Consider the following 20031-nt stretch of genomic DNA (forward strand, 5'->3'; position numbering starts at 1 on the left):
GAAACTGACAGATTGGATGGTCAATTGAACTGGCCGGTCACATTTAAGCATTCCCAGGCCAATTCGCCTAAGGCAACAGGTCCTCAAGACGGCCGTGCAAGCGTTGCGGCAGGTTCTCCTGGATCTCGATCAAGGCCCGCGCAATCGCACTCTGGAAGCCTTCGACGCCTGCGGAACCGTGGCTTTTCACCACAATGCCCTGCAAACCGAGAAAGCTCGCGCCATTATGCCGCGCAGGCGCCAGATCGGCCTGCAGGCGACGCATCAACGGCAGCGCCAATGCCCCCACCAGGCGCGACGCCAGGCTCTGCTTGAACAACGCCTCGATGCGCGTGGCGATCATGGTCGCCAGGCCTTCACTGGATTTAAGCAGGATATTGCCGACAAACCCATCACACACCACCACATCCGCTTCGCCACGGTATAAACCATCACCCTCGACAAAGCCGATGTAGTTCAGGCCTCGCGCACCTTGCAACAAGGTCGCGGCAAGCTTGACCTGCTGGTTGCCCTTGATGTCTTCGGTACCGATATTCAGCAAGGCCACGCGCGGACGAGCCACGCCCAGCGCTTCGGCGGCCACCGAGCCCATCACGGCAAACTGGAACAAGTGCTCGGCACTGCAATCGACGTTCGCGCCCAGGTCGAGCAACTGGCAATAGCCTTTCTGCGTCGGAATCGCCGCCACCATCGCCGGCCGATCAATTCCCGGCAGCGTCTTGAGCACATGCCGCGACAACGCCATCAGTGCACCGGTGTTGCCGGCGCTGACACAGGCTTGCACCTTGCCATCACGCAGCAGCTCCAAGGCCACCCGCATCGAAGAGTCAGGCTTGCCGCGCAGGGCCGTCGCTGGCTTTTCATCCATGGTGATGGTTTCGCTGGCGGGCGTAACCGTCAGGCGCGCGCGATCCACCGCCGGATGGCTGGCAATCAGTTCTTCAAGGAGGGAGGGTTGACCGACGAGGGTCAGGTGCAGCGAGGGCGTAGCAGACAGGCTGGCAATGCAGGCCTGAACAATGCTGCGGGGACCGAAGTCCCCGCCCATTGCGTCAATCGCGATGACTTGAGCAGACAAGTGATTACTCGTCAGCGCCCTTGTCGATCACTTTACGGCCACGGTATACGCCTTCTGGCGATACGTGGTGACGCAGGTGAATTTCACCGGTGGTTTTTTCTACAGACAGAGTGCTTGCCGTCAGGGCGTCGTGCGAACGACGCATGTCACGGGCAGAGCGGGATTTTTTGTTCTGCTGAACAGCCATAATTGATTAACTCCTAAACGTTTGGGTCACGCTTTAACTGCGCCAATACACTGAACGGGTTGGACCGCGTTACCTCGTCCTCGCTCGGTTCGGACTCGTCATCGAGACCCGCCGGCTGCTGGCATTCTTCCGGATGATGAGCAGGCACAATGGGCAAGGCGAGCAGAAGCTCCTCCTCGATCAGTGCATGCAGATCCAAAGGATCTTCGCCCAGTTCCAGCACGTCATAACCTTTCGGCAACGACTGGGTATTCGCACCCTCCTTTACCACAGCATAACTGCACTCGCTGTGAATCGGCAGGGTGACCAGCTCAAGACAACGCTGGCAAACCATTTTGACCTCGGTGTCGATAAAGCTGTGAATTACCACAGATTTACGTTCATCTCGTTCAAAAACGAATTTGGCCTGCACCGTACCGACAGTGTCGGAAAGCGGGTCGCAGAGTCTCTCCAAATCGGCCAGCAGCAACTCACCTTGAAGGGAAGTGCCACGATCAGCCAATTTGCGCGGGTCAACGTGAGGTGGAATCGGGTCATTCAACATAGGCGCAGCATTATAGGGATGCACCCAGCCATGTCAAAGGAAATTCAGCCCTGTGCGTCGGCCGGTCGCCCCGCTAGAATCGGCGGCTGCCTTGAGGAGACGTATATGCTGCCTTTATTACTCGCTTCCAGCTCGGTTTATCGCCGGGAATTGCTCAGTCGCCTGCACCTGCCATTCATCTGCAGCTCGCCGGATATCGACGAGAGCCACGCTGCAAATGAGTCCGCCATCGAGCTGGTCAAGCGCTTGGCCGAAGCAAAGGCCCGCGCCCTCGCCGCCAGCCACCCAGGACACCTGATCATCGGCTCAGACCAGGTCGCCGCGCTGGAAGGCCGTATCATCGGCAAGCCCCACACGTTCGAAAATGCGCGCGAGCAGTTATTGGCCGCCAGTGGCAAGCGTGTCAGCTTCCTCACCGGCCTGGCCCTGCTGAACAGCGAGACCGGGCACTGCCAGGTGGACTGCGTGCCTTTCACTGTGCACATGCGCGAGCTGGATGCAGCGCGCATCGAGCGCTACCTGCGCATAGAGCAGCCGTATGACTGCGCGGGCAGCTTCAAGGCGGAAGGGCTGGGCGTGAGCCTCTTCCAGAGCACCGAAGGGCCGGACGCGACCAGCCTCGTCGGCTTACCGCTGATTCGCTTGGTGGACATGCTACTCAGCGAAGGCGTGCAAATCCCTTAAGAACACCGCTAAACCAAATGTGGGAGGGGGCGCGTCGAATCGTCGCGCCGCCCCTCCCACATTTTGATCTACGACAGACTTGAGATATTAGCGCAGCGTCGGGCCCTGGAAGCCCATATACAGCGCCAGCTTCTCAGCCACGCTGGCACCGAGCTTCTTGGAGAAACGATCAAACGGCGACTCTTCAACAGTGAAGTCCACCAGTTCTTTCTCGCCGATCACATCCCGCGCCACGAGGCTGGCACTGCCCAAGCCATCGATCAGCCCCAGCGGCAATGCTTGCTCGCCCGACCACACCAACCCGGAGAACAACTCCGGATGCTCTTTATCCTTCAGGCGATCCCCACGCCCCTGCTTCACGCTGGCGATGAACTGGCGATGGGTGGTATCGAGCACCCCCTGCCAGAACTGGGTTTCATCGGCCTTTTGCGGCTGGAACGGATCAAGGAACGACTTGTGCTCGCCCGAGGTGTAGGTGCGGCGCTCAACACCCAGCTTCTCCATAGCGCCAACAAACCCGTAACCGGCCGCGGTCACACCAATGGAGCCCACCAGGCTGGCCTTGTCGGCGAAGATCTTGTCAGCGGCACTGGCAATGTAATACGCGCCCGAGGCCCCCAGGTCGGAAATCACCGCGTACAGCTTGATATCCGGGTGCAGGCCACGCAGGCGACGAATCTCGTCATACACATAACCCGATTGCACCGGACTGCCGCCTGGGCTGTTGATGCGCAGGATCACGCCCTTGACCTTGGGGTCTTCAAACGCAGCACGCAGGCTGCTGACGATATTGTCGGCGCTGGCAGGTTCCTTGTCGGCAATCACCCCACGCACTTCGATCAATGCGGTGTAGTTGGCGCCACGGGTCGCACTCTTTTCCATGTCCATCAGCGGGCTGAACAGCGCCAGCATGAGCAACAGGTAAGTGAAGGTCAGCAACTTGAAGAAAATCCCCCAGCGCCGCGCACGACGCTGCTCCTGGACGCCAGCCAGGAGCGTCTTCTCCAGCAGTTTCCAGCTCTTGTCGTCACCGCTTTCAGCCTTTTCAGGCGCTTTCCACTCGTCACTCATGCCATCAACCCCAGCAAAGACTTATTGAGCCCGACCGAGCCAGGCCTGCAATTCAGAAAAATGATCAATCGTGACCCTAGGCTCGTATTGCTGCAACGCCTCAGCGGACTGGGCACCGTAGCTGACGGCCACACTGTCCATACCGGCGTTGCGCGCCATCATCAGGTCGAAGGAGGCATCGCCCACCATCAGTGCCTGTCGCGGCGAAACGCCGCAATGGGCAAGGATCTGCTCCAGCATCAGAGGGTGAGGTTTGCTGGCGGTTTCATCCGCGGCGCGGGTGATGTCGAAATAATCTTCAAAATCGTGCGCTTTGAGCACCCGGTCCAGCCCACGACGGGCCTTGCCGGTGGCGACGGCCAGGTGATAGTCCTGGGCGCGAAAAGCCTCCAGAGACTGCAGCACACCGTCGAACAACGGCGAAGGCGTGGCTTCCAGTGCAATGTAGTGATCCGCGTAATGGTCGCGGAACGTCACCAGCTCAGCGTCGCTGATCTGGGGATACAAGGTACGGATCGCCTCAGGCAAGCCCAGGCCGATAATGCCCTTGACCTGCAGGTCAGTGCACAACTCAAAGCCCGAGCGGGTCGAAGCCCTGTGCATCGACTCGACAATCCGACCAATGGAATTACACAGGGTGCCGTCCCAATCGAAAATCAGCAGCTTATAGTCAAGGTGCGACACTCAAGCGCTCCACGGTCTTGGCCCACATCTCATCGACCGGCGCCTGCAGCTTCAGCTCGCCGCCGTCAGGCAGCGGCACGGTGAGCATGTAGGCGTGCAGGAACAGGCGCTTGCCGCCCAGGTCGCGGATTTCCTTGGAGAAACCTTCATCACCGTACTTGGTATCGCCAGCAATGCAGTGGCCCGCATGCAGGGTGTGCACGCGAATCTGGTGGGTACGCCCCGTCACCGGCTTGGCCTCGACCAGGGTGGCGAAGTCGCCGAAGCGACGCAGCACCTTGAACAGGGTCAGGGCTTCTTTGCCCTCCTCGTCCACTTCGACCATGCGTTCGCCGGAACGCAGGTTGCTCTTCTGCAGCGGCGCACGGACGCTCTTGATAGAGCTGGCCCAGTTGCCGCGCACCAGCGCCATGTAGCGCTTGTCCACGCCATCGCCGCGCAGGGCGGTGTGCAGGTGGCGCAGCATGCTGCGTTTCTTGGCGATCATCAACAGGCCGGAGGTGTCGCGGTCCAGGCGGTGGACCAGCTCCAGCTCCTTGCAATCCGGGCGCAACTGACGGAAGGCTTCGATCACGCCGAAATTCAGGCCGCTGCCACCGTGAACCGCAATACCGCAAGGCTTGTTGATCACGATCAGCTTGTTGTCTTCGAAGACAATCGACGCCTCAAGGCGCTGCAACAGGCCCTGGGCCAGTGGCACAGGTTCGTCGCGCTCAGGCACGCGCACCGGCGGCACACGGACAATATCGCCCGCCTGCAACTTGTACTCAGGCTTGATGCGCCCCTTGTTCACGCGCACTTCGCCTTTGCGCAAGATGCGGTAGATCAAGGTCTTGGGCACACCCTTGAGCCTGGCCAGGAGAAAATTATCGATGCGTTGGCCGGCATATTCCGGCGAGACCTCAAGCAGCTGGACGCTGGGGGTCTGGGGGGCGGTAGTCGTCATGGCGGCGATGATAACAATTTTTTATGGAATTGAAGCACTTAATCATTGCTGCTATAGTCGCGAACGCCGCCAAAAGCGGCCTGGACAGAGGAATAGCGGCAAACTGCCGGCCCTGACCATCGCAATTCATCAGGACGCGAGGCCGTCCTACGGGGCGTTCGCCACCCTGGAAGGCTTGAGATTGTAACAAGCGCAGGTGACATGAGGCCTGAAGCGAGTGCAGAAAGCAGAGTGAATACTCGCGTTCTGCGCCGATATTTACGGCCAGTTCACAAAGTGCAGTCAGTCTTGAGCCGGACCACGGCGAATGCTTCGGAAACAACGCCTGTTAAGAGCTGAGTGAGAGCGCAGTCGCCCACACTCAGTCTTGTTTAGCCATGAGCGTGGACTCCCCATTGGAGAACACGGTAAATGCCAACCCGCTGCGGATTCTGCGCGCGGCAGCACCCGAATTATCAGGGATACGTGTAGGGTGGAGATGCACAACCGTCGGACCGTGTAGCACTAGGCTTATATTTAGACGCTTCATCTCGTCCACAGTCGCCGGTTGATTCCTCCTCCTGACCTTAGCTTTTGTTGAAGTGGTGCCTTTGTCACCACCGCTAACAAGCAGGACGCGTCCGTCGCGATACCGGCCCAATTGGCCGATTTTGCTGGACACTGGAGTGGCCAACCACTCTTGACGCACCTGACACCGACCGTGAGAAGTCGTGTGTGCCGAACGCCGTTTCCGGCAGCCCGGAAACCGACGGTACAACATGAAAAGAATGCTGATTAACGCAACTCAACCCGAAGAGTTGCGTGTTGCACTGGTAGATGGCCAACGCCTCTACGACCTGGACATTGAATCCGGTGCACGCGAGCAAAAGAAGGCCAACATCTATAAAGGCCGTATTACTCGCATCGAACCAAGCCTTGAGGCTGCCTTTGTCGATTTCGGCTCCGAGCGCCACGGCTTCCTGCCCCTCAAAGAAATCTCCCGCGAATACTTCAAGAAAGCCCCCGAAGGCCGCGTGAACATCAAGGACGTCCTGAGCGAAGGCCAGGAAGTCATCGTTCAGGTCGAAAAAGAAGAACGTGGCAACAAGGGCGCCGCCCTGACCACCTTCATCAGCCTGGCCGGCCGTTACCTCGTGCTGATGCCGAACAACCCACGTGCCGGCGGCATCTCCCGTCGCATCGAAGGCGAAGAGCGCAACGAACTGCGTGAAGCGCTGAACGGCCTGATCGCACCCGCCGACATGGGCCTGATCGTGCGTACTGCCGGCCTGGGCCGCAGCAGTGAAGAAATGCAGTGGGACCTCGACTACCTGCTGCAACTGTGGACCGCCATCAAAGAAGCCTCCCTGGATCGTTCCGCGCCGTTCCTGATCTATCAGGAAAGCAACGTGATCATCCGCGCCATCCGCGATTACCTGCGCCAGGACATCGGCGAAGTGCTGATCGACAGCGTTGAAGCACAGGACGAAGCCCTGACCTTCATCCGCCAGGTGATGCCGCAGTACGCCAGCAAGATCAAGCTGTACGAAGACAGCGTGCCGCTGTTCAACCGTTTCCAGATCGAAAGCCAGATCGAAACCGCTTTCCAGCGTGTCGTCGAACTGCCTTCCGGCGGCTCCATCGTGATCGACCCGACCGAAGCCCTGGTGTCCATCGACATCAACTCGGCGCGTGCCACGAAGGGTAGCGACATCGAAGAAACCGCCCTGCAGACCAACCTGGAAGCGGCTGAAGAAATCGCCCGCCAGCTGCGCCTGCGTGACATCGGCGGCCTAATCGTGATCGACTTCATCGACATGACCCCAGCCAAGAACCAGCGCGCCGTGGAAGAGAAAGTCCGCGAATGCCTGGAAGCCGACCGTGCCCGCGTACAGGTCGGGCGCATCTCACGCTTCGGCCTGCTGGAAATGTCCCGTCAGCGCCTGCGTCCATCCCTGGGCGAGAGCAGCGGCATCGTCTGCCCGCGTTGCAACGGCACCGGCATCATCCGTGACGTTGAATCGCTGTCCCTGGCGATCCTGCGCCTGATCGAAGAAGAAGCCCTGAAAGACCGCACCGCCGAAGTCCGCGCACAAGTGCCGATCCCGGTTGCCGCTTTCCTGCTCAACGAAAAACGTAACTCGATCACCAAGATCGAACTGCGCACCCGTGCCCGTATCGTGATCCTGCCGAACGATCACCTCGAGACCCCGCACTTCGAAGTGCAGCGCCTGCGTGATGACAGCCCAGAAGCCCACAGCGGCCAGACCAGCTACGAAATCGCTGCTGCCGCTGCCGAAGTGGAAGAAGTCCAGCCAGCCGCCGCGACCCGCACCCTGGTGCGCCAGGAAGCTGCCGTGAAGACCGCGCCGGCCCGTGCCAACGCACCGGTTCCGGTTGAAACCGCCGCCCCGGTTGCCGCACCGGCCGCCCTGCCTGAGCCGAGCCTGTTCAAGGGCCTGGTGAAGTCGCTGGTCAGCCTGTTCGCCACCAAGGAAGAGCCTGCGGCACCGGTTGTGGTTGAAAAACCTGCAACCGAACGCCCGGCGCGTAACGAAGAACGTCGTAACGGTCGCCAGCAGAGCCGTAACCGCAACGGTCGCCGTGACGAAGAGCGCAAGCCGCGTGAAGAACGTGCGCCTCGCGAAGAGCGTGCACCACGTGAAGAGCGTGCACCTCGCGAAGCGCGTGAAGAAACCCCGGCCGTGGCCCGTGAAGAACGCGCACCGCGTGAAGAGCGTGCACCACGTACCCCACGCGCTCCGCGTGAAGATCGCAAGCCGCGTGGCGAGCGTGAAGAACGCGTGCGTGAACTGCGCGAGCCACTGGACGCCGCCCCTGCCGTTGCAGGTGTTGCAGCCACTGCCGCTGAAGAGCGTCCGGCTCGCCAGCCGCGCGAAGAGCGTGCGCCACGTGAAGAGCGCCAGCCGCGCCCACCGCGTGAAGAGCGTCAACCACGTGCCGAGCAAGCCGCTGCAGCCAGCGAAGAAGAAGTACTGACCGGCGAAGAGCAACTGCAGGAAGACGGCCAGGACAACGCCGAAGGCGATCGTCCACGCCGCCGCTCCCGTGGCCAGCGTCGTCGCAGCAACCGTCGTGAGCGTCAGCGTGATGCCAATGGCAATGTGATCGAAGGCTCGGAAGAGGCCGGCGAGAACGCAGAAGGCGCCACCAACGAACCGACCGGTGCCGAACTGGCTGCCGGCCTGGCCGTTACCGCAGCGGTTGCCAGCTCGGTGATCAGCGCACCTGCTGAAGCCCAGGCTCACGAACAGGCTGAACGCGCGACTGCCGCTGTCGAAGAAACCACTGCCGTTGAAACGCCAGTTGCCGAGACCCCAGTGGCTGAAGCACCAGTCGTTGAAGCAACCACCCCTATCGAAGCCCCAGTGGTTCCGGAAGTGGAAGTGGCACCGACCCACGACGCCCAGCCAGAAACCGAAGTGATTGCGGTAGAACCCGCTCCGGTTGTTGAGCCTCAGCCAGTGGTTGAAGCCGCTGCTGAAGCGCCGGCTGTCGAAGAAGCTGCCCCGGCAGTGCGTGAAGTTCGCGAAGAACAGACCGCCTTCCAGTGGACTGCCGAACCTGCCGCCCCGGTTGAAGCACCAGCGCCTGCCCCCGTGGTAGAAGAAGCGCCTGCGCCGGTTGCCGAAGCAGTGGTTGCCGAGCCTGCGCCAGCTGTCGAGGCTGCACCAGTGGTTGTTGAAGCACCGGTGGTAGCCGAAGTCGAAGCACCAGTGGTAGAAGCCGCACCGGCCAGCGCCCTGACCGAAAACGGCCGTGCGCCGAACGACCCACGTGAAGTGCGTCGTCGTCGCAAGGAAGCTGAGGCAGCTGCCGCCGCTGCTGCTGCTGCCGCCCCAGCCGTAGTCGAAGCTGTCGAGGCGCCAGCCCCGGTTGCTGAAACCGTGGTTGAGCATGCTGCTGCTGAAGAAGTGGTAGAGCACAAGGCCCTGGAAGAAGAACACGAGCCTAAACCCCTCGCCTGATTCCATCAGCCACTAAAAGCCCCGCCTGAGTGATCAGGCGGGGCTTTTTTATGCCGATAACAGCGAAGATCAAATTTAGTCCGCGCTAAAACTCAACCGTTTCGGCAGATCTACATCCCACAGAACCCCCGCATCCTCCACCTGCACTTCCCGAACCCTGGCACGTGCGAACAATGGCTTGCCTCCACGATCACCGGTCAGCGCCATCAAGTCCGGACCCAAAGCGCGACCAAAGGCCACCGGATGCCCATATTCACCCGCCTGCACCGGCACGCTGATGCCATCCTCCTCCAGCACGTCAATCACTCGTTCAATGCTCGATGATTGGATAAACGGCATATCCCCCAAGACCACCAGCCAGCCATCCGCCGACGCACTGGCCGCGACGGCTGCGGCGATGCTTTCACCCATGCCGGCTGACTGCAGCAGCAAGACCTGGCAGCCGTAAGCTTCGGCCAACCGAATGACCTCCGTGCGATCCGGCGAGGTCACCAGCCAGCGCGCCACCAGGCTATCCGGCAAATTCACCAATACCTGCTCGATCACCGGACGCATCACGCCATCACGGCCCACGCAATCGGCCAGCAACTTATCCTGGTCAGCCCCCGCCTCGGCTCGGAACCGGCTGCCCTGCCCCGCCGCCAAAACAATCGCCGTCAGCATTACTCAGCAACCACCGGGAGGGGCTTTTTCTGCATCGGCGCCACGCCGTTCTTGATAGCGACAATTTCCGCCATCAACGACAAGGCGATCTCCGCCGGCGTATGGCTACCGATATGCAGGCCAATCGGCCCATGTAAACGCGCAATCGCGTCCGTCGACAAACCCAACGCAGCCAGGTTCTCACGACGCTTCTGGCTATTGACCCGCGAACCCAGCGCGCCGATGTAGAAGGCACTGGAGTTCAGCGCCGTCAGCAACGCCATATCGTCAAGGCGCGGGTCATGAGTCAGGCAGACAATGGCCGTGCGCTCGTCGGTTTGGATATTCAGCACCGCCTCATCAGGCATACCCGGCACGAAGCGGCCGTGCTGCTCTTCCCAGCCGTAGACAAACTCGCTACGGGGATCGCATATCAGTACTTCGAAATCCAGCAGGCGCGCCATTTCCGCCACGTAGCGCGATAGTTGCCCGGCACCGATCAACAGCAGGCGCCAGCGCGGGCCATAGATAGCCCGTAGGCGTTCGCCATCGAAGGTGACCACATCGGCCTTGTTCGCACTGCTCAGGCTCACGCGGCCCGTCGCAAGGTCCAGTTCGCGCGCGACAATTTCATGAGCCTCACAGCGTGCGAGCAATTCCGTTACCCATGCCCAATCGTCCACACGCTCTTCGGTGAGGCGCAGCGTACCGCCACATGGCAAGCCAAAACGCGCCGCCTCATCGCGCGTCACACCGTAGGTCACCAACTGCACCGGTGGCCCGTCATGGGCCAGACGGCCATCCTGCAAACGGGCGATCAAGTCGTCTTCGATACAACCGCCGGATACCGACCCAATAACCACGCCGTCACCACGCAAGGCCAACATGGCGCCCGGTGGACGCGGCGCGCTGCCCCACGTCTGCACAACGCTATACAACACCACTTGCTGCCCGGCGCGGCGCCATTCGAGCACGCTGCGCAGGACATTTAAATCCACGCTGTCCATAACTTCTCCTGCCAGTCTGCGTTTGGAACGTACCGCGTGGCGCGAATTTCATCGAGTCATTGACTGTAAGTCAAAATATTCCAAAAAAGTAATCCCACACAAACGCAAACGCCCCGAACCAGTCGGGGCGTTTGCGAATAGCTGTCAGCGTGGGTTCACGCCATCAGCGGCTTACTTGATCACTGGTGCAGGGCCTTCGGCCACGCCCAGGTCATCTTCTTCACGGGTGTCGGAGATACTGCGACCACCGGAAGCCAACTCGCTTTGCAGTTGGTCGGTGTCCAGTTCCTTGACCCACTTGGCCACAACGAGGGTGGCAACGGCGTTACCTACCAGGTTGGTCAGCGCACGGGCTTCGGACATGAAGCGGTCGATACCCAGGATCAGCGCCAGGCCGGCAACCGGCAGGTGGCCGACAGCCGACAAGGTGGCAGCCAGTACGATAAAGCCACTACCAGTCACGCCAGCAGCGCCTTTGGAAGACAGCAGCAGCACCAGCAGCAGGGTGATCTGGTGGGTGATGTCCATGTGGGTGTCAGTCGCCTGAGCGATGAACACGGCAGCCATGGTCAGGTAGATCGAGGTACCGTCGAGGTTGAAGGAGTAGCCGGTCGGGATCACCAGGCCGACTACGGATTTCTTCGCACCCAGACGCTCCATCTTGATCAGCATGCGTGGCAGTGCGGACTCGGAGGAAGAAGTACCCAGTACGATCAACAGCTCTTCACGGATGTAGCGGATCAGTTTGATCACGCTGAAACCGTGAGCGCGGCAGATACCACCCAGCACCACCAGCACGAACAGCAGGCAAGTAATGTAGAAGCAGATCATCAGCTGGCCCAACTGCACCAGGGAACCTACGCCGTAGGCACCGATGGTGAACGCCATGGCGCCCAGGGCACCGATTGGCGCGAGCTTCATGATCATGTTGATGATGTTGAACATCACGTGGGCGAAGCGATCGATGAAGTCCAGCACCGGCTTGCCGTAGGCACCCAGGCGATGCAGGGCGAAACCGAAGATCACCGAGAACATCAGCACTTGCAGGATGTCGCCGTTGGCGAAGGCGCCGACGATGGTGTTAGGAATCACATTAAGGATAAAGCCAACGATGCTCTGGTCTTTACCGGCAGTGACGTAGGCCGCGACTTTGGAAGCGTCCAGGGTCGCTACGTCGATGTGCATGCCGGCGCCCGGTTGCACAACGTTCACCACGATCAGGCCGATCAGCAGTGCGATGGTGGAAACGATTTCGAAGTACAGCAGCGCGTAGCCGCCGGTTTTGCCGACCGATTTCATGCTTTGCATGCCGGCGATGCCGCTGACAACGGTGCAGAAGATAATCGGGGCAATGACCATTTTGATCAGCTTGATGAAGCCGTCACCCAGTGGCTTGAGCGCCACACCGGTCTGCGGGTAGAAATGACCGAGCAAAATACCGATAACGATTGCAACGATCACCTGGAAATACAGGGATTTGTAGATTGGCTGACGAGTCGTCATTGCAAAATTCCTCAATCGTCCCGTGTGGCAAATATCCGCCATTGCCCACGACACTTGAATTGCGAACCCTCCTGCACTGGAGGGATTTGTTGTTTGCGAAGCCTGTAGGACCAGGCCTGCGCTGTAATCCTTATCGCAAACGCCGTGCCACTTTGCTGAAAATCCCTGAGGGCCTTAAGACATCAGGGCTGCGGATTTTAAAGCACCCTCCAAAGTGCCGAATCAGCTGGCGGATTTCCGCCGCACCGCCCAATCACGTCCTACAATTTGGCGGATATCCGCCTTGTCGCCCTGCCAGGTGATGACTACCATCCGCCATTCCATGGACGAGGGCCCCGCATGCGTGAACGTACCATCGCTAGTCATTACGCCCGGGCAGCCCTCGGCGGTGCGCGTCGAGCCGGTTACGACTATTCGGGCCTGTTGCAACAGCTGGGTATCACCCCGGAACTGTTGACCGAACCCCGCGCCCGCATTGCACCTGAGCAATTTACCCGGCTGCTGCAAATGCTCTGGCTGGCACTGGACGATGAATACCTGGGGTTCGCCGACGGGCCGAGCAAACGCGGCACCTTCGCCATGATGTGCCATGCGCTGATCCACTGCCGCACCCTGGAGAAGGCTCTGGAACGCGGCTTATTATTTTATAGCCTATTCCCACAAGGCCCGCGCTGGCATCTGACACGGGAAGGCGAAATGGCCCGCTTGATCCTGGATGATTCTCAACTGTGGGACCCGGATCACTTCCTCAGCGAATGCCTGCTGGTGATCTGGCACCGCCTGGGCAGTTGGCTGATCGGCCAGCGCATTCGTTTGCACCAGGCCACGTTCAGCTACCCGATGCCGGCCCACGCCGCTGAATATGACCTGCTATTTCCCTGCGCCCAGGTGTTCGGTGCCCCGCACAGCAGCCTGGTGTTTCCCGCCCGCTACCTGAGCCTGCCGCTGTTGCAGGACGAGCGCACCCTCAAGCATTTCCTTGAGCGCTCCCCCGCCGACCTGCTGTCACGCCCGGATGAAGGCGACAGCTTGAGCAGCCAGTTACGCCGGTTGTTAAGCCGCGACCGCACGCCTTGGCCAGACCTGGAAGCCGTCGCCCGGCACTTGCACGTCAGCCCGCAAACCCTGCGCCGACATTTGCGCGAAGAAGGCACCAGCTTTCAGATGCTCAAGGATGAATTGCGGCGGGACATCGCCATCTACCACCTGGGGCGGGCGGATCTGTCCTTGCAGGAGATCGCCGAGCAGCTGGGGTTCTCCGAACCGTCGGCGTTTCATCGGGCGTTCAAGAAGTGGACGGGGCTGACACCGGGAGACTATCGGGCGCAGGAGAGTTAGCGCTGCGTCGTTTGTGAGGGCCTCATCAGGGGCGAGCCCCCTCCCACCTTTGACTGTGTTTACAAAGTTTGATGCGTGAATAAATTCAAAATAGGGTAAGGGGCTTACCCCCCGATAGGGCCAGCCCAGCCACTACAGTTCACACGGCCGGGAAGTGAATCTTGAACGCCGCGCCACCCAGCGGTGAATCCCCCAGCGTCAGTCGCGCGCCGTAGCTTTCTATGATGTCCTTGACCACCGCCAGCCCGATCCCCTGCCCCGGATGCTGACGGTCCAAGCGCTCGCCCCGTTGCAGAATCCGGGCACGCTGGTCCGGCGGCACTCCGGGGCCGTCGTCCTCGATGCACAACTCGATGCCTTCAGGATTTTCCACCAGGCTGATGCGCACTTCACTCAGGCACAGCCGATAGGCGTTTTCCAGCAGGTTGCCGAGCAATTCAAGCAGGGCGCCCTTCTCGATCGGTACATCGCATTCGTCCGGCAATTCAAAGGCCACCGTGACGGCCTTGTCGCGGTAGACCTTGCCCAGGGTATCGCAGAGGCTTTGCAACACCGGCTCCAGGCGCACCTGATGTCGCACCAGGCCGCTTTTGCGCAGGCTCGCACGCTGCAACTGGTAGCTGATCTGCTGGCTCATGCGCTCGATCTGGGATTGCAGCACCCAGGCCTGATCACGATCTTCCGGGCGTTGCGCCATGTCTTCGCTCACGCTTTGCAACACAGCGAGCGGCGTTTTCAGGCTGTGGGCCAGGTCATCGAGGGAATCTCGGTAACGCGTTCGCTGCTCGCGCTCGCTGTGCAGCAGGCGGTTAAGGGAGCCCGTGAGACGCAGCAATTCGCGAGGGTGTTGTTCGGAGAGGCTTTCGCGGGTACCGCCTTCGATCTGGTCAAGCTCCTGGCTCAACCGCCGCAGGGCTTGCAGGCCCCAGGTCAGGCCCAACCACAGCAAGGTCAGCAGTACCAGAAGTGCCGCGCCGAAGCCCAGGTAAAGGTTTTCGCGCAGGCCTTCGAGGGTCAATTGGTATTCGCGCACCGGTTGCAGGGCCACGATACTGAACGCCGCGCTCTTGCCGCTGAGCAGTTTGACCTCGACGTCGTAGACGAAGAACTCCTGGCCGTCGGCCTCGCGAATCCGCGCAAACTCGTTGCCGCGCCCGTCATAGCGCGGCTTATAGTTGATGTTTTCGTCCCGGGTTGCCCGCGAACGCCACACCAGGTGGCCTTCGCGGTCATAGATATAGCCGAGCAACCGGCTATCGGTGAGGTTGAAGCGTTCATCCGGCAACTGCGCCGGCATCTGCAGGCGATTGTTTTCCACCCGCGCGGCGGAGATCAGTGTGGTGACGTCCGACGCCAGGCGCTGCTCGATGGAATCCTGCAATGCCAGGCTGAACGCGCCCTGCATGGCGGGCAACAGGCCCAGCATAAACAGCACGGCCAGGGTGGCGGCCGCCAGCATCAAGCGCACACGTAGCGAGCGAATCAACGGCAGCGCTCATTGAACAGGTAGCCCAGGCCGCGCACGGTGTCGATCGGCTTGAACCCCGCCGGGCCTTCCAGCTTGCGGCGCAGGCGGCCGACCAGCACTTCAATCACATTCGGATCGCGCTCATCGTCGTCAGGGTAGAGCTGCTCCATCAGACGGTCCTTGGCGACGACCTGCTGGTGATGGCGCATCAGGTATTCGAGGATGCGATATTCATAGGCGGTCAATGCCAGGGGCTGTTCATCGAGGGACGCTTGCTTGCGATTGAGGTCCAGCAGCAAGGGCCCGGCGACGATGGTCGACTGGGTAAACCCGCTGGAGCGGCGCAGCAAGGCGTTCATCCGCGCTTCCAGCTCTTCGAACTGGAACGGCTTGACCACGTAGTCGTCGGCACCGGCGGCCAGGCCTTCGACCTTGTCCTGCCAGTTGCCGCGCGCGGTGAGGATCAGGATCGGAAAGGTCTTGGCCTGGCTGCGCAGTTGGCGGATCAGGTCCAGGCCGCCCATGCCAGGCAGGCCCAGGTCGATGATCGCCAGGTCATGGTTGAATTGACCGGTCTGGTACAGGGCCTCTTCGGCATTGGCCACGGCTTCGACCACGTGGCCGCTGTCGGTCAGGCGGGTAAACAGGTGATGACGCAGCAGCGCCTCATCTTCCACCACCAGCAATTTCATAAGGCTCTCCAAAGCAAATCAACTGTCCGACAGAGGGATATCATAGCGGCCCTGCAGGTCTTGCGGGCGCAGTTTAATGCCGTTGAACTGGCCGGTCAGGTGTTCATAGCCGGCGCGATAGCTCGGCTGCGGGGTGGCCTGGCCCAGAGACTGGCCCCAGGGCGCGGGCTGACTGCCGACGTTTTCGATACTGACACGCTGCATCACGATGCTGGATTTCTTGGTTTTCTCACGGCCGAATGCAGCAAAGGCACCCTCGGAGGCCTGAACCCCAGCGGTAGCACTGAGCATGGTTAACGCCAACATCAGCTTTTTGATCGCAGTCATGGTGTTACCTCATTACGCGTTTGGCTGTGAGGCCAGACTACGCAGGCGCCCCTGAACTCCCCCTGAACAGGCTCTGAACCTCACCTGAACCACGGCGGGCTATCCTCTTGTGCATCAACTCGGCAAAATACCGCCCCATGACGCCCCTACCCGCTTGCTGCACCCCACTCGACGCCCATTGGCCGCTGCCCGAACCCTTGCCGGGCACGGTGTTTCTCAGCACTCGGTTCGACCCCGCATTGCTGGCACCCGGCGACTTCCAACACTGCGCCGTGCCGCCACCGGCAAGCATCCAGCGCTCGGTGGCCAAGCGTCAGGCCGAGTTTCTCGCCGGCCGCCTGTGCGCGCGCGCGGCCCTGCAACAGCTCGATCACATTAACTGCATCCCGGCGATCGGCGAAGACCGCGCACCGGTGTGGCCCGCCCATATCAGTGGCTCCATTACCCACAGCACCGGGCATGCTGCCGCGATTGTCGGGCACAAGGCGCAATGGCGCGGGCTGGGGATGGACCTGGAGAATGTACTGAGCCTGGAACGGGCAGAGCGCCTGGCCGGGGAGATTCTGACTGCGCAAGAACTGCAGCGTATGGCTGACCTGCCGCGAGAGCAGATCGCCTTGCTGGTGACGCTGACGTTTTCGGTCAAGGAGAGTTTGTTCAAGGCGCTCTACCCGATCGTGCAGAAGCGCTTCTATTTTGAGCATGCCGAGGTGCTGGAGTGGTCGGAGGCCGGGCATGTGCGCTTGCGCTTGCTCACAGACCTGTCCAGCGAGTGGTGCCACGGCAAGGACCTTACCGCGCAGTTTGCGCTGAATGAGGGGCAGTTGTTGAGCCTGGTTGCCATCAGCGCTTGATACACCGCCATCAGAGTTTATCTTGATCCCGGGGCCAACTCAGGCTGAAGCACGCTCCGCCCAGGTTGTTGCTCTTGCTGATCAACGCCCGTCCGCCGTGCCAATAAATGATGCGCCGCACAATCGACAACCCCAGCCCGTGCCCGCCCGAGGCACGTGTGCGGCTGTCGTCCAGGCGCAGGAACGGGGTGAAAATACGCTCCCAGGCACTTTCCGGTACACCGGGTCCGTCGTCCTCCACATCAATGCGACAGCGCACCTGGCCCACCTGATAACTGATCAGCACCTGGCCCTGGGCGTGGCGCATGGCGTTGCTCACCAGGTTTTGCAGGGCGCGGTGCAAGTAGCGCGGCTCGGCATCGACCCACGCGTCGTCCCAATGTGCCGACGACAGGCAAATACCCCTGGCCACGTTCACCTGCGGACGCAGTGGCGATAATTCGCCTATCACCTGGTCAAGCAGCGCATCGAGATCAACCCGTTGGAAAATCAACGCCGGCGCCCCCTGCTCAAGCCTTGCGTAAGTGAGCATTTCATCCACCAGCCCATCGAGATCCTGGATATCACTGTCCATGCCTTCCAGGTACTTTCTCCGCGCTTCAGGCGTAGCGGCGTCGCCGATCATCTCCAGGCCGAAGCGCAGGCGTGCCACCGGTGTGCGCAGTTCATGGGACACCGCGCGCACCAATTCGCGCTGGATTGCCAGCAGTTGCTGCAGGTGCTCGGCCATGCCATTAAAGGCCGCCGCCAGGCGCCCCACCGAGTCGGCACCCCGGGCTGGCACACGCACCTCGAGATTGCCTTTGGCGATGCGCGTGGCGGCGGCTTCCAGGCCTCGAAGTCTGCGTTCAAGCTGACGCACCAATAAATAGACAATCAGGCCGATCAGGGTCAGGCCGATCAAGGCGATCAGGACCAGCCATTGCGCCGGGTACGGACTCATCTGATACAGCGGGCCGAGCTCCAGCACCCAGGGTGTTCCGACCATACCGGCAAACACGCGGATCGAATCGCCGCCCTTGCCCAGGGCCATGACCGTATCGCCCTCCGATACACGGCGACGTTGGTCGTCGTCCATATCAGCCTGATCGAGGGTCATCAGGTGCATTTCGAAACCAAAGCCCTTGGCTTCCTTTATATCCGCCAGCCGTTGCGGCTGCTCGGCCACGGGGAATCGCACCAATTCGTCGGCCAGCAGGTAAATGGTCGCGCGGGCCAGTTGCTCGCTGATCTGCTGCACCTCTCCCGTAAGCACCCACTGTTCCTTATCACTGACCAGGCGCAGCACCCGGGCAGCGTGGGGGCCGGTCTGCTCCACCAACACCTGGCCGCGTTGCAGGCGCGTGCGCTGGCTGAGGTCCAACTGGGCATCGGTCAGGCTGCGTAATTCCAGGGGAATACCGAGCAAACGCTCCCACACCGCCAGGGCGCGCTGGCGCTCGATGGCGCTCATGGGCTGCAGGTTATCGCCCATCAAGGCAAAGGTGCCGTGGGCCAGGCGCTCACGGTATTGGCCGCTGCGTACCTCGTTGAGCAGGTGCAGGGCCAGCACGCCGAGCAGCGCCACCAGAATCAGCGCCGCGCACATGCCGCCATAGATACGCAGGAAGATCGAGTTCACAGCGGCATATCGGCGGCGGCTTCGGGGACGAACAGGTAGCCTTTGCTGCGGATGGTCTTGATCAGCCGGGGGTGGATCGGGTCATCGCCGATTTTCGGGCGAATCCGTGAGATGCGCACATCAATGGAGCGGTCCTGGCCGTCGTAGCCTATGCCGCGCAGGGCGATAAAGATTTCTTCGCGGGACAGGATCCGACCGGCATTCGCCACCAGCAGCCACAGCAGGTCGAACTCGGCACTGGTCAATTCGATACCGTCATCGTGCAGCCAGGCTTCGCGCAGGGCGTTGTCCACCACCAGCGGGCCGAATTGCAGGCGCCGCTGGCTGTCCACGCTGGCGGGTTCAGCCGCCTCACTGCGGCGTAACAGGGCCTGGATACGCGCGAGCAACAGGCGCGGGCGCACGGGTTTGCACACGTAGTCGTCGGCGCCCATGTCCAGGCCGAGCACCTGGTCCATGTCGTCGGTGCGGGCGGTGAGCATCAGGATCACGCCGTCGTAGCGTTCGCGCACTTTGCGGCAAATGCTCAGGCCGTCTTCGCCGGGCAGCATCAGGTCGAGGATCACCAGGTCCGGTTGCTCGGCGATGATCCGCGCCGCGGCGAGGGCGCCATCACCTTCCACGCAGACCCGCAGGCCGTTGCTCTCAAGGTAATCGCGGGTCAACTCGGCGAGTCGCTCGTCGTCCTCGACGATCAGGATTTGCCAGGCTTCTTGCTCCACGGGTGAACCTCGTTGTTATAAAGGGATGCGTTGGCCGAGCAGGCCACACCTTATTTGTAATGTTTTGAGGGCATAACAAAGGCCGATTGTAGCCATGGTCAAGCCCACTCGCACAAGCCGGGAAATCCATTCGGTGATCGCGCTTTTCTGTGATAGGGTTCGCGCCCTCAAAAATCCAACCGGCTGTTTTCAACTTGGAATATTCAGTGACAAACGGCCGAATCCAGCAGTGCTGCGGCCTACACGGGTGTTCCACGTTTCATACACATTTTACCCACAACGTTATCCACAGGCAGTACGTTGCTAAGCCCCCCAAAACGCATTATCTTGTAGATCGGCGCCAAAAAAACCCTACATGTAGGGTTTTCAGCGAAAAGACCCAACACAAATCAGACAAGAAACTCAAGCCCTTTCTTGCTCCTGTTTGGTCTAATCCAAGCATTTTTTGAAAGCCCAAACCGCTCAAGCGGATGGCAGCCGTTTTCCAGCTCCAACAGCGGAAAACGGTACGGGTGTTGCAGTGCTTGAACCTGGCAACTGTCACCCACCAGGAATACGGCCAAGGGCGTTTGAGCCCCGAACCGAAGACTTCGGCATGGAAGCGGCGCGATCAGCTCCCTTCCTCCTGTCCCGAAGTTGTTATGCCAGGCCCAGGCCTGCTGTAAGTGCTTCAGGACGGAACGGTGGGCACCGTG

The 20031-nt window shown here is 60.8% G+C and carries 18 protein-coding genes; 4 read left to right on the forward strand and 14 right to left on the reverse strand.

Translation table 11 applies throughout. The features are described from left to right. Positions 1 to 67 precede the first annotated feature (67 nt). Genes plsX through ACHPFG_RS24385 form a run of 3 tightly spaced genes read right to left on the reverse strand, consistent with a single transcriptional unit; the run spans position 68 to position 1809 of the window. Positions 68 to 1078: a phosphate acyltransferase PlsX gene (plsX, locus tag ACHPFG_RS24375; protein ID WP_131697761.1), complete on the reverse strand. Its 1011-nt coding sequence runs from the start codon at positions 1076 to 1078 to the stop codon at positions 68 to 70. Between the two features lie 4 nt (positions 1079 to 1082). Then, positions 1083 to 1265, reverse strand: a complete 183-nt coding sequence (gene rpmF, locus ACHPFG_RS24380; protein ID WP_008152339.1) for a 50S ribosomal protein L32 — start codon at positions 1263 to 1265, stop codon at positions 1083 to 1085. 13 nt (positions 1266 to 1278) lie between these two features. Next, a complete protein-coding gene (locus ACHPFG_RS24385; protein WP_027607804.1) occupies positions 1279 to 1809 on the reverse strand; it encodes a YceD family protein in 531 nt (176 codons plus the stop codon). Positions 1810 to 1914: 105 nt separating this feature from the next. On the opposite strand from ACHPFG_RS24385, the gene ACHPFG_RS24390 reads away from it, so the two are divergent. Beyond that, positions 1915 to 2493 carry a Maf family protein gene (locus ACHPFG_RS24390; protein WP_131697762.1) on the forward strand — a complete coding sequence of 193 codons (579 nt, stop codon included), beginning with the start codon at positions 1915 to 1917 and terminating at the stop codon, positions 2491 to 2493. 87 nt (positions 2494 to 2580) lie between these two features. Here the strand turns inward: ACHPFG_RS24390 and ACHPFG_RS24395 are convergent, their stop codons facing one another. The 3 genes from ACHPFG_RS24395 to rluC are packed head-to-tail and all read right to left on the reverse strand — an operon-like array spanning position 2581 to position 5194. Beyond that, the gene (locus ACHPFG_RS24395) at positions 2581 to 3564 is read right to left on the reverse strand and encodes a S49 family peptidase (RefSeq protein WP_431700638.1); all 984 of its coding nucleotides are present in this window, start codon (positions 3562 to 3564) and stop codon (positions 2581 to 2583) included. 21 nt (positions 3565 to 3585) lie between these two features. Continuing rightward, positions 3586 to 4248 (reverse strand): HAD-IA family hydrolase, encoded by a 663-nt coding sequence (locus ACHPFG_RS24400; RefSeq protein WP_431700639.1) that lies wholly within the window; start codon positions 4246 to 4248, stop codon positions 3586 to 3588. Then, positions 4235 to 5194 (reverse strand): 23S rRNA pseudouridine(955/2504/2580) synthase RluC, encoded by a 960-nt coding sequence (gene rluC, locus ACHPFG_RS24405; RefSeq protein WP_131697765.1) that lies wholly within the window; start codon positions 5192 to 5194, stop codon positions 4235 to 4237. The genes ACHPFG_RS24400 and rluC overlap by 14 nt, the downstream gene beginning before the upstream one ends. A gap of 767 nt (positions 5195 to 5961) precedes the next feature. Between rluC and rne the strand changes: the two genes are divergently transcribed. After that, positions 5962 to 9162 carry a ribonuclease E gene (rne, locus tag ACHPFG_RS24410; protein WP_431700640.1) on the forward strand — a complete coding sequence of 1067 codons (3201 nt, stop codon included), beginning with the start codon at positions 5962 to 5964 and terminating at the stop codon, positions 9160 to 9162. A 75-nt stretch (positions 9163 to 9237) separates the two neighbouring features. Here the strand turns inward: rne and ACHPFG_RS24415 are convergent, their stop codons facing one another. From ACHPFG_RS24415 to ACHPFG_RS24425, 3 genes are all read right to left on the reverse strand, one after another. After that, positions 9238 to 9825, reverse strand: a complete 588-nt coding sequence (locus tag ACHPFG_RS24415; protein ID WP_431700641.1) for a nucleotidyltransferase family protein — start codon at positions 9823 to 9825, stop codon at positions 9238 to 9240. Next, positions 9825 to 10811, reverse strand: coding sequence for an XdhC family protein (locus ACHPFG_RS24420; protein ID WP_431700642.1), 987 nt, complete (start codon positions 10809 to 10811; stop codon positions 9825 to 9827). Before ACHPFG_RS24420 ends, ACHPFG_RS24415 begins: the two co-directional genes overlap by 1 nt. Positions 10812 to 10982: 171 nt before the next feature. Beyond that, entirely contained in the window at positions 10983 to 12314 is a 1332-nt protein-coding gene (locus ACHPFG_RS24425) for a dicarboxylate/amino acid:cation symporter (RefSeq protein ID WP_074847492.1), read from the reverse strand. 339 nt (positions 12315 to 12653) lie between these two features. On the opposite strand from ACHPFG_RS24425, the gene ACHPFG_RS24430 reads away from it, so the two are divergent. Further along, the gene (locus ACHPFG_RS24430) at positions 12654 to 13652 is read left to right on the forward strand and encodes an AraC family transcriptional regulator (RefSeq protein WP_431700643.1); all 999 of its coding nucleotides are present in this window, start codon (positions 12654 to 12656) and stop codon (positions 13650 to 13652) included. Positions 13653 to 13791: 139 nt separating this feature from the next. On the opposite strand, the gene ACHPFG_RS24435 is transcribed toward ACHPFG_RS24430, so the two are convergent. The 3 genes from ACHPFG_RS24435 to ACHPFG_RS24445 are packed head-to-tail and all read right to left on the reverse strand — an operon-like array spanning position 13792 to position 16139. After that, positions 13792 to 15138 carry an ATP-binding protein gene (locus ACHPFG_RS24435; protein ID WP_431700644.1) on the reverse strand — a complete coding sequence of 449 codons (1347 nt, stop codon included), beginning with the start codon at positions 15136 to 15138 and terminating at the stop codon, positions 13792 to 13794. Then, a complete protein-coding gene (locus ACHPFG_RS24440) occupies positions 15135 to 15812 on the reverse strand; it encodes a response regulator (protein WP_017138377.1) in 678 nt (225 codons plus the stop codon). The genes ACHPFG_RS24435 and ACHPFG_RS24440 overlap by 4 nt, the downstream gene beginning before the upstream one ends. Positions 15813 to 15830: 18 nt before the next feature. Continuing rightward, positions 15831 to 16139 carry a hypothetical protein gene (locus ACHPFG_RS24445; protein WP_431700645.1) on the reverse strand — a complete coding sequence of 103 codons (309 nt, stop codon included), beginning with the start codon at positions 16137 to 16139 and terminating at the stop codon, positions 15831 to 15833. A gap of 137 nt (positions 16140 to 16276) precedes the next feature. Between ACHPFG_RS24445 and ACHPFG_RS24450 the strand changes: the two genes are divergently transcribed. Then, positions 16277 to 16993, forward strand: coding sequence for a 4'-phosphopantetheinyl transferase family protein (locus ACHPFG_RS24450; protein WP_431700646.1), 717 nt, complete (start codon positions 16277 to 16279; stop codon positions 16991 to 16993). Positions 16994 to 17003: 10 nt separating this feature from the next. Here ACHPFG_RS24450 and ACHPFG_RS24455 read toward each other — a convergent pair whose 3' ends face one another. Beyond that, positions 17004 to 18614, reverse strand: coding sequence for an ATP-binding protein (locus tag ACHPFG_RS24455; RefSeq protein WP_167656087.1), 1611 nt, complete (start codon positions 18612 to 18614; stop codon positions 17004 to 17006). Next, entirely contained in the window at positions 18611 to 19336 is a 726-nt protein-coding gene (locus ACHPFG_RS24460) for a response regulator (RefSeq protein WP_431700648.1), read from the reverse strand. The genes ACHPFG_RS24455 and ACHPFG_RS24460 overlap by 4 nt, the downstream gene beginning before the upstream one ends. Positions 19337 to 20031 lie beyond the last annotated feature (695 nt).

This window comes from Pseudomonas sp. BR20 (genome assembly GCF_050780135.1).
Taxonomy (GTDB): domain Bacteria; phylum Pseudomonadota; class Gammaproteobacteria; order Pseudomonadales; family Pseudomonadaceae; genus Aquipseudomonas.

What these genes read in the sequence shown, in the direction of transcription:
- rpmF (WP_008152339.1), bottom strand. Translation starts at nt 1,265, where the DNA reads ATGGCTGTTCAGCAGAACAAAAAATCCCGCTCTGCCCGTGACATGCGT.
- ACHPFG_RS24385 (WP_027607804.1), bottom strand. Translation starts at nt 1,809, where the DNA reads ATGTTGAATGACCCGATTCCACCTCACGTTGACCCGCGCAAATTGGCT.
- ACHPFG_RS24390 (WP_131697762.1), top strand. Translation starts at nt 1,915, where the DNA reads ATGCTGCCTTTATTACTCGCTTCCAGCTCGGTTTATCGCCGGGAATTG.
- ACHPFG_RS24395 (WP_431700638.1), bottom strand. Translation starts at nt 3,564, where the DNA reads ATGAGTGACGAGTGGAAAGCGCCTGAAAAGGCTGAAAGCGGTGACGAC.
- rluC (WP_131697765.1), bottom strand. Translation starts at nt 5,194, where the DNA reads ATGACGACTACCGCCCCCCAGACCCCCAGCGTCCAGCTGCTTGAGGTC.
- rne (WP_431700640.1), top strand. Translation starts at nt 5,962, where the DNA reads ATGCTGATTAACGCAACTCAACCCGAAGAGTTGCGTGTTGCACTGGTA.
- ACHPFG_RS24415 (WP_431700641.1), bottom strand. Translation starts at nt 9,825, where the DNA reads ATGCTGACGGCGATTGTTTTGGCGGCGGGGCAGGGCAGCCGGTTCCGA.
- ACHPFG_RS24420 (WP_431700642.1), bottom strand. Translation starts at nt 10,811, where the DNA reads ATGGACAGCGTGGATTTAAATGTCCTGCGCAGCGTGCTCGAATGGCGC.
- ACHPFG_RS24425 (WP_074847492.1), bottom strand. Translation starts at nt 12,314, where the DNA reads ATGACGACTCGTCAGCCAATCTACAAATCCCTGTATTTCCAGGTGATC.
- ACHPFG_RS24430 (WP_431700643.1), top strand. Translation starts at nt 12,654, where the DNA reads ATGCGTGAACGTACCATCGCTAGTCATTACGCCCGGGCAGCCCTCGGC.
- ACHPFG_RS24440 (WP_017138377.1), bottom strand. Translation starts at nt 15,812, where the DNA reads ATGAAATTGCTGGTGGTGGAAGATGAGGCGCTGCTGCGTCATCACCTG.
- ACHPFG_RS24445 (WP_431700645.1), bottom strand. Translation starts at nt 16,139, where the DNA reads ATGACTGCGATCAAAAAGCTGATGTTGGCGTTAACCATGCTCAGTGCT.
- ACHPFG_RS24450 (WP_431700646.1), top strand. Translation starts at nt 16,277, where the DNA reads ATGACGCCCCTACCCGCTTGCTGCACCCCACTCGACGCCCATTGGCCG.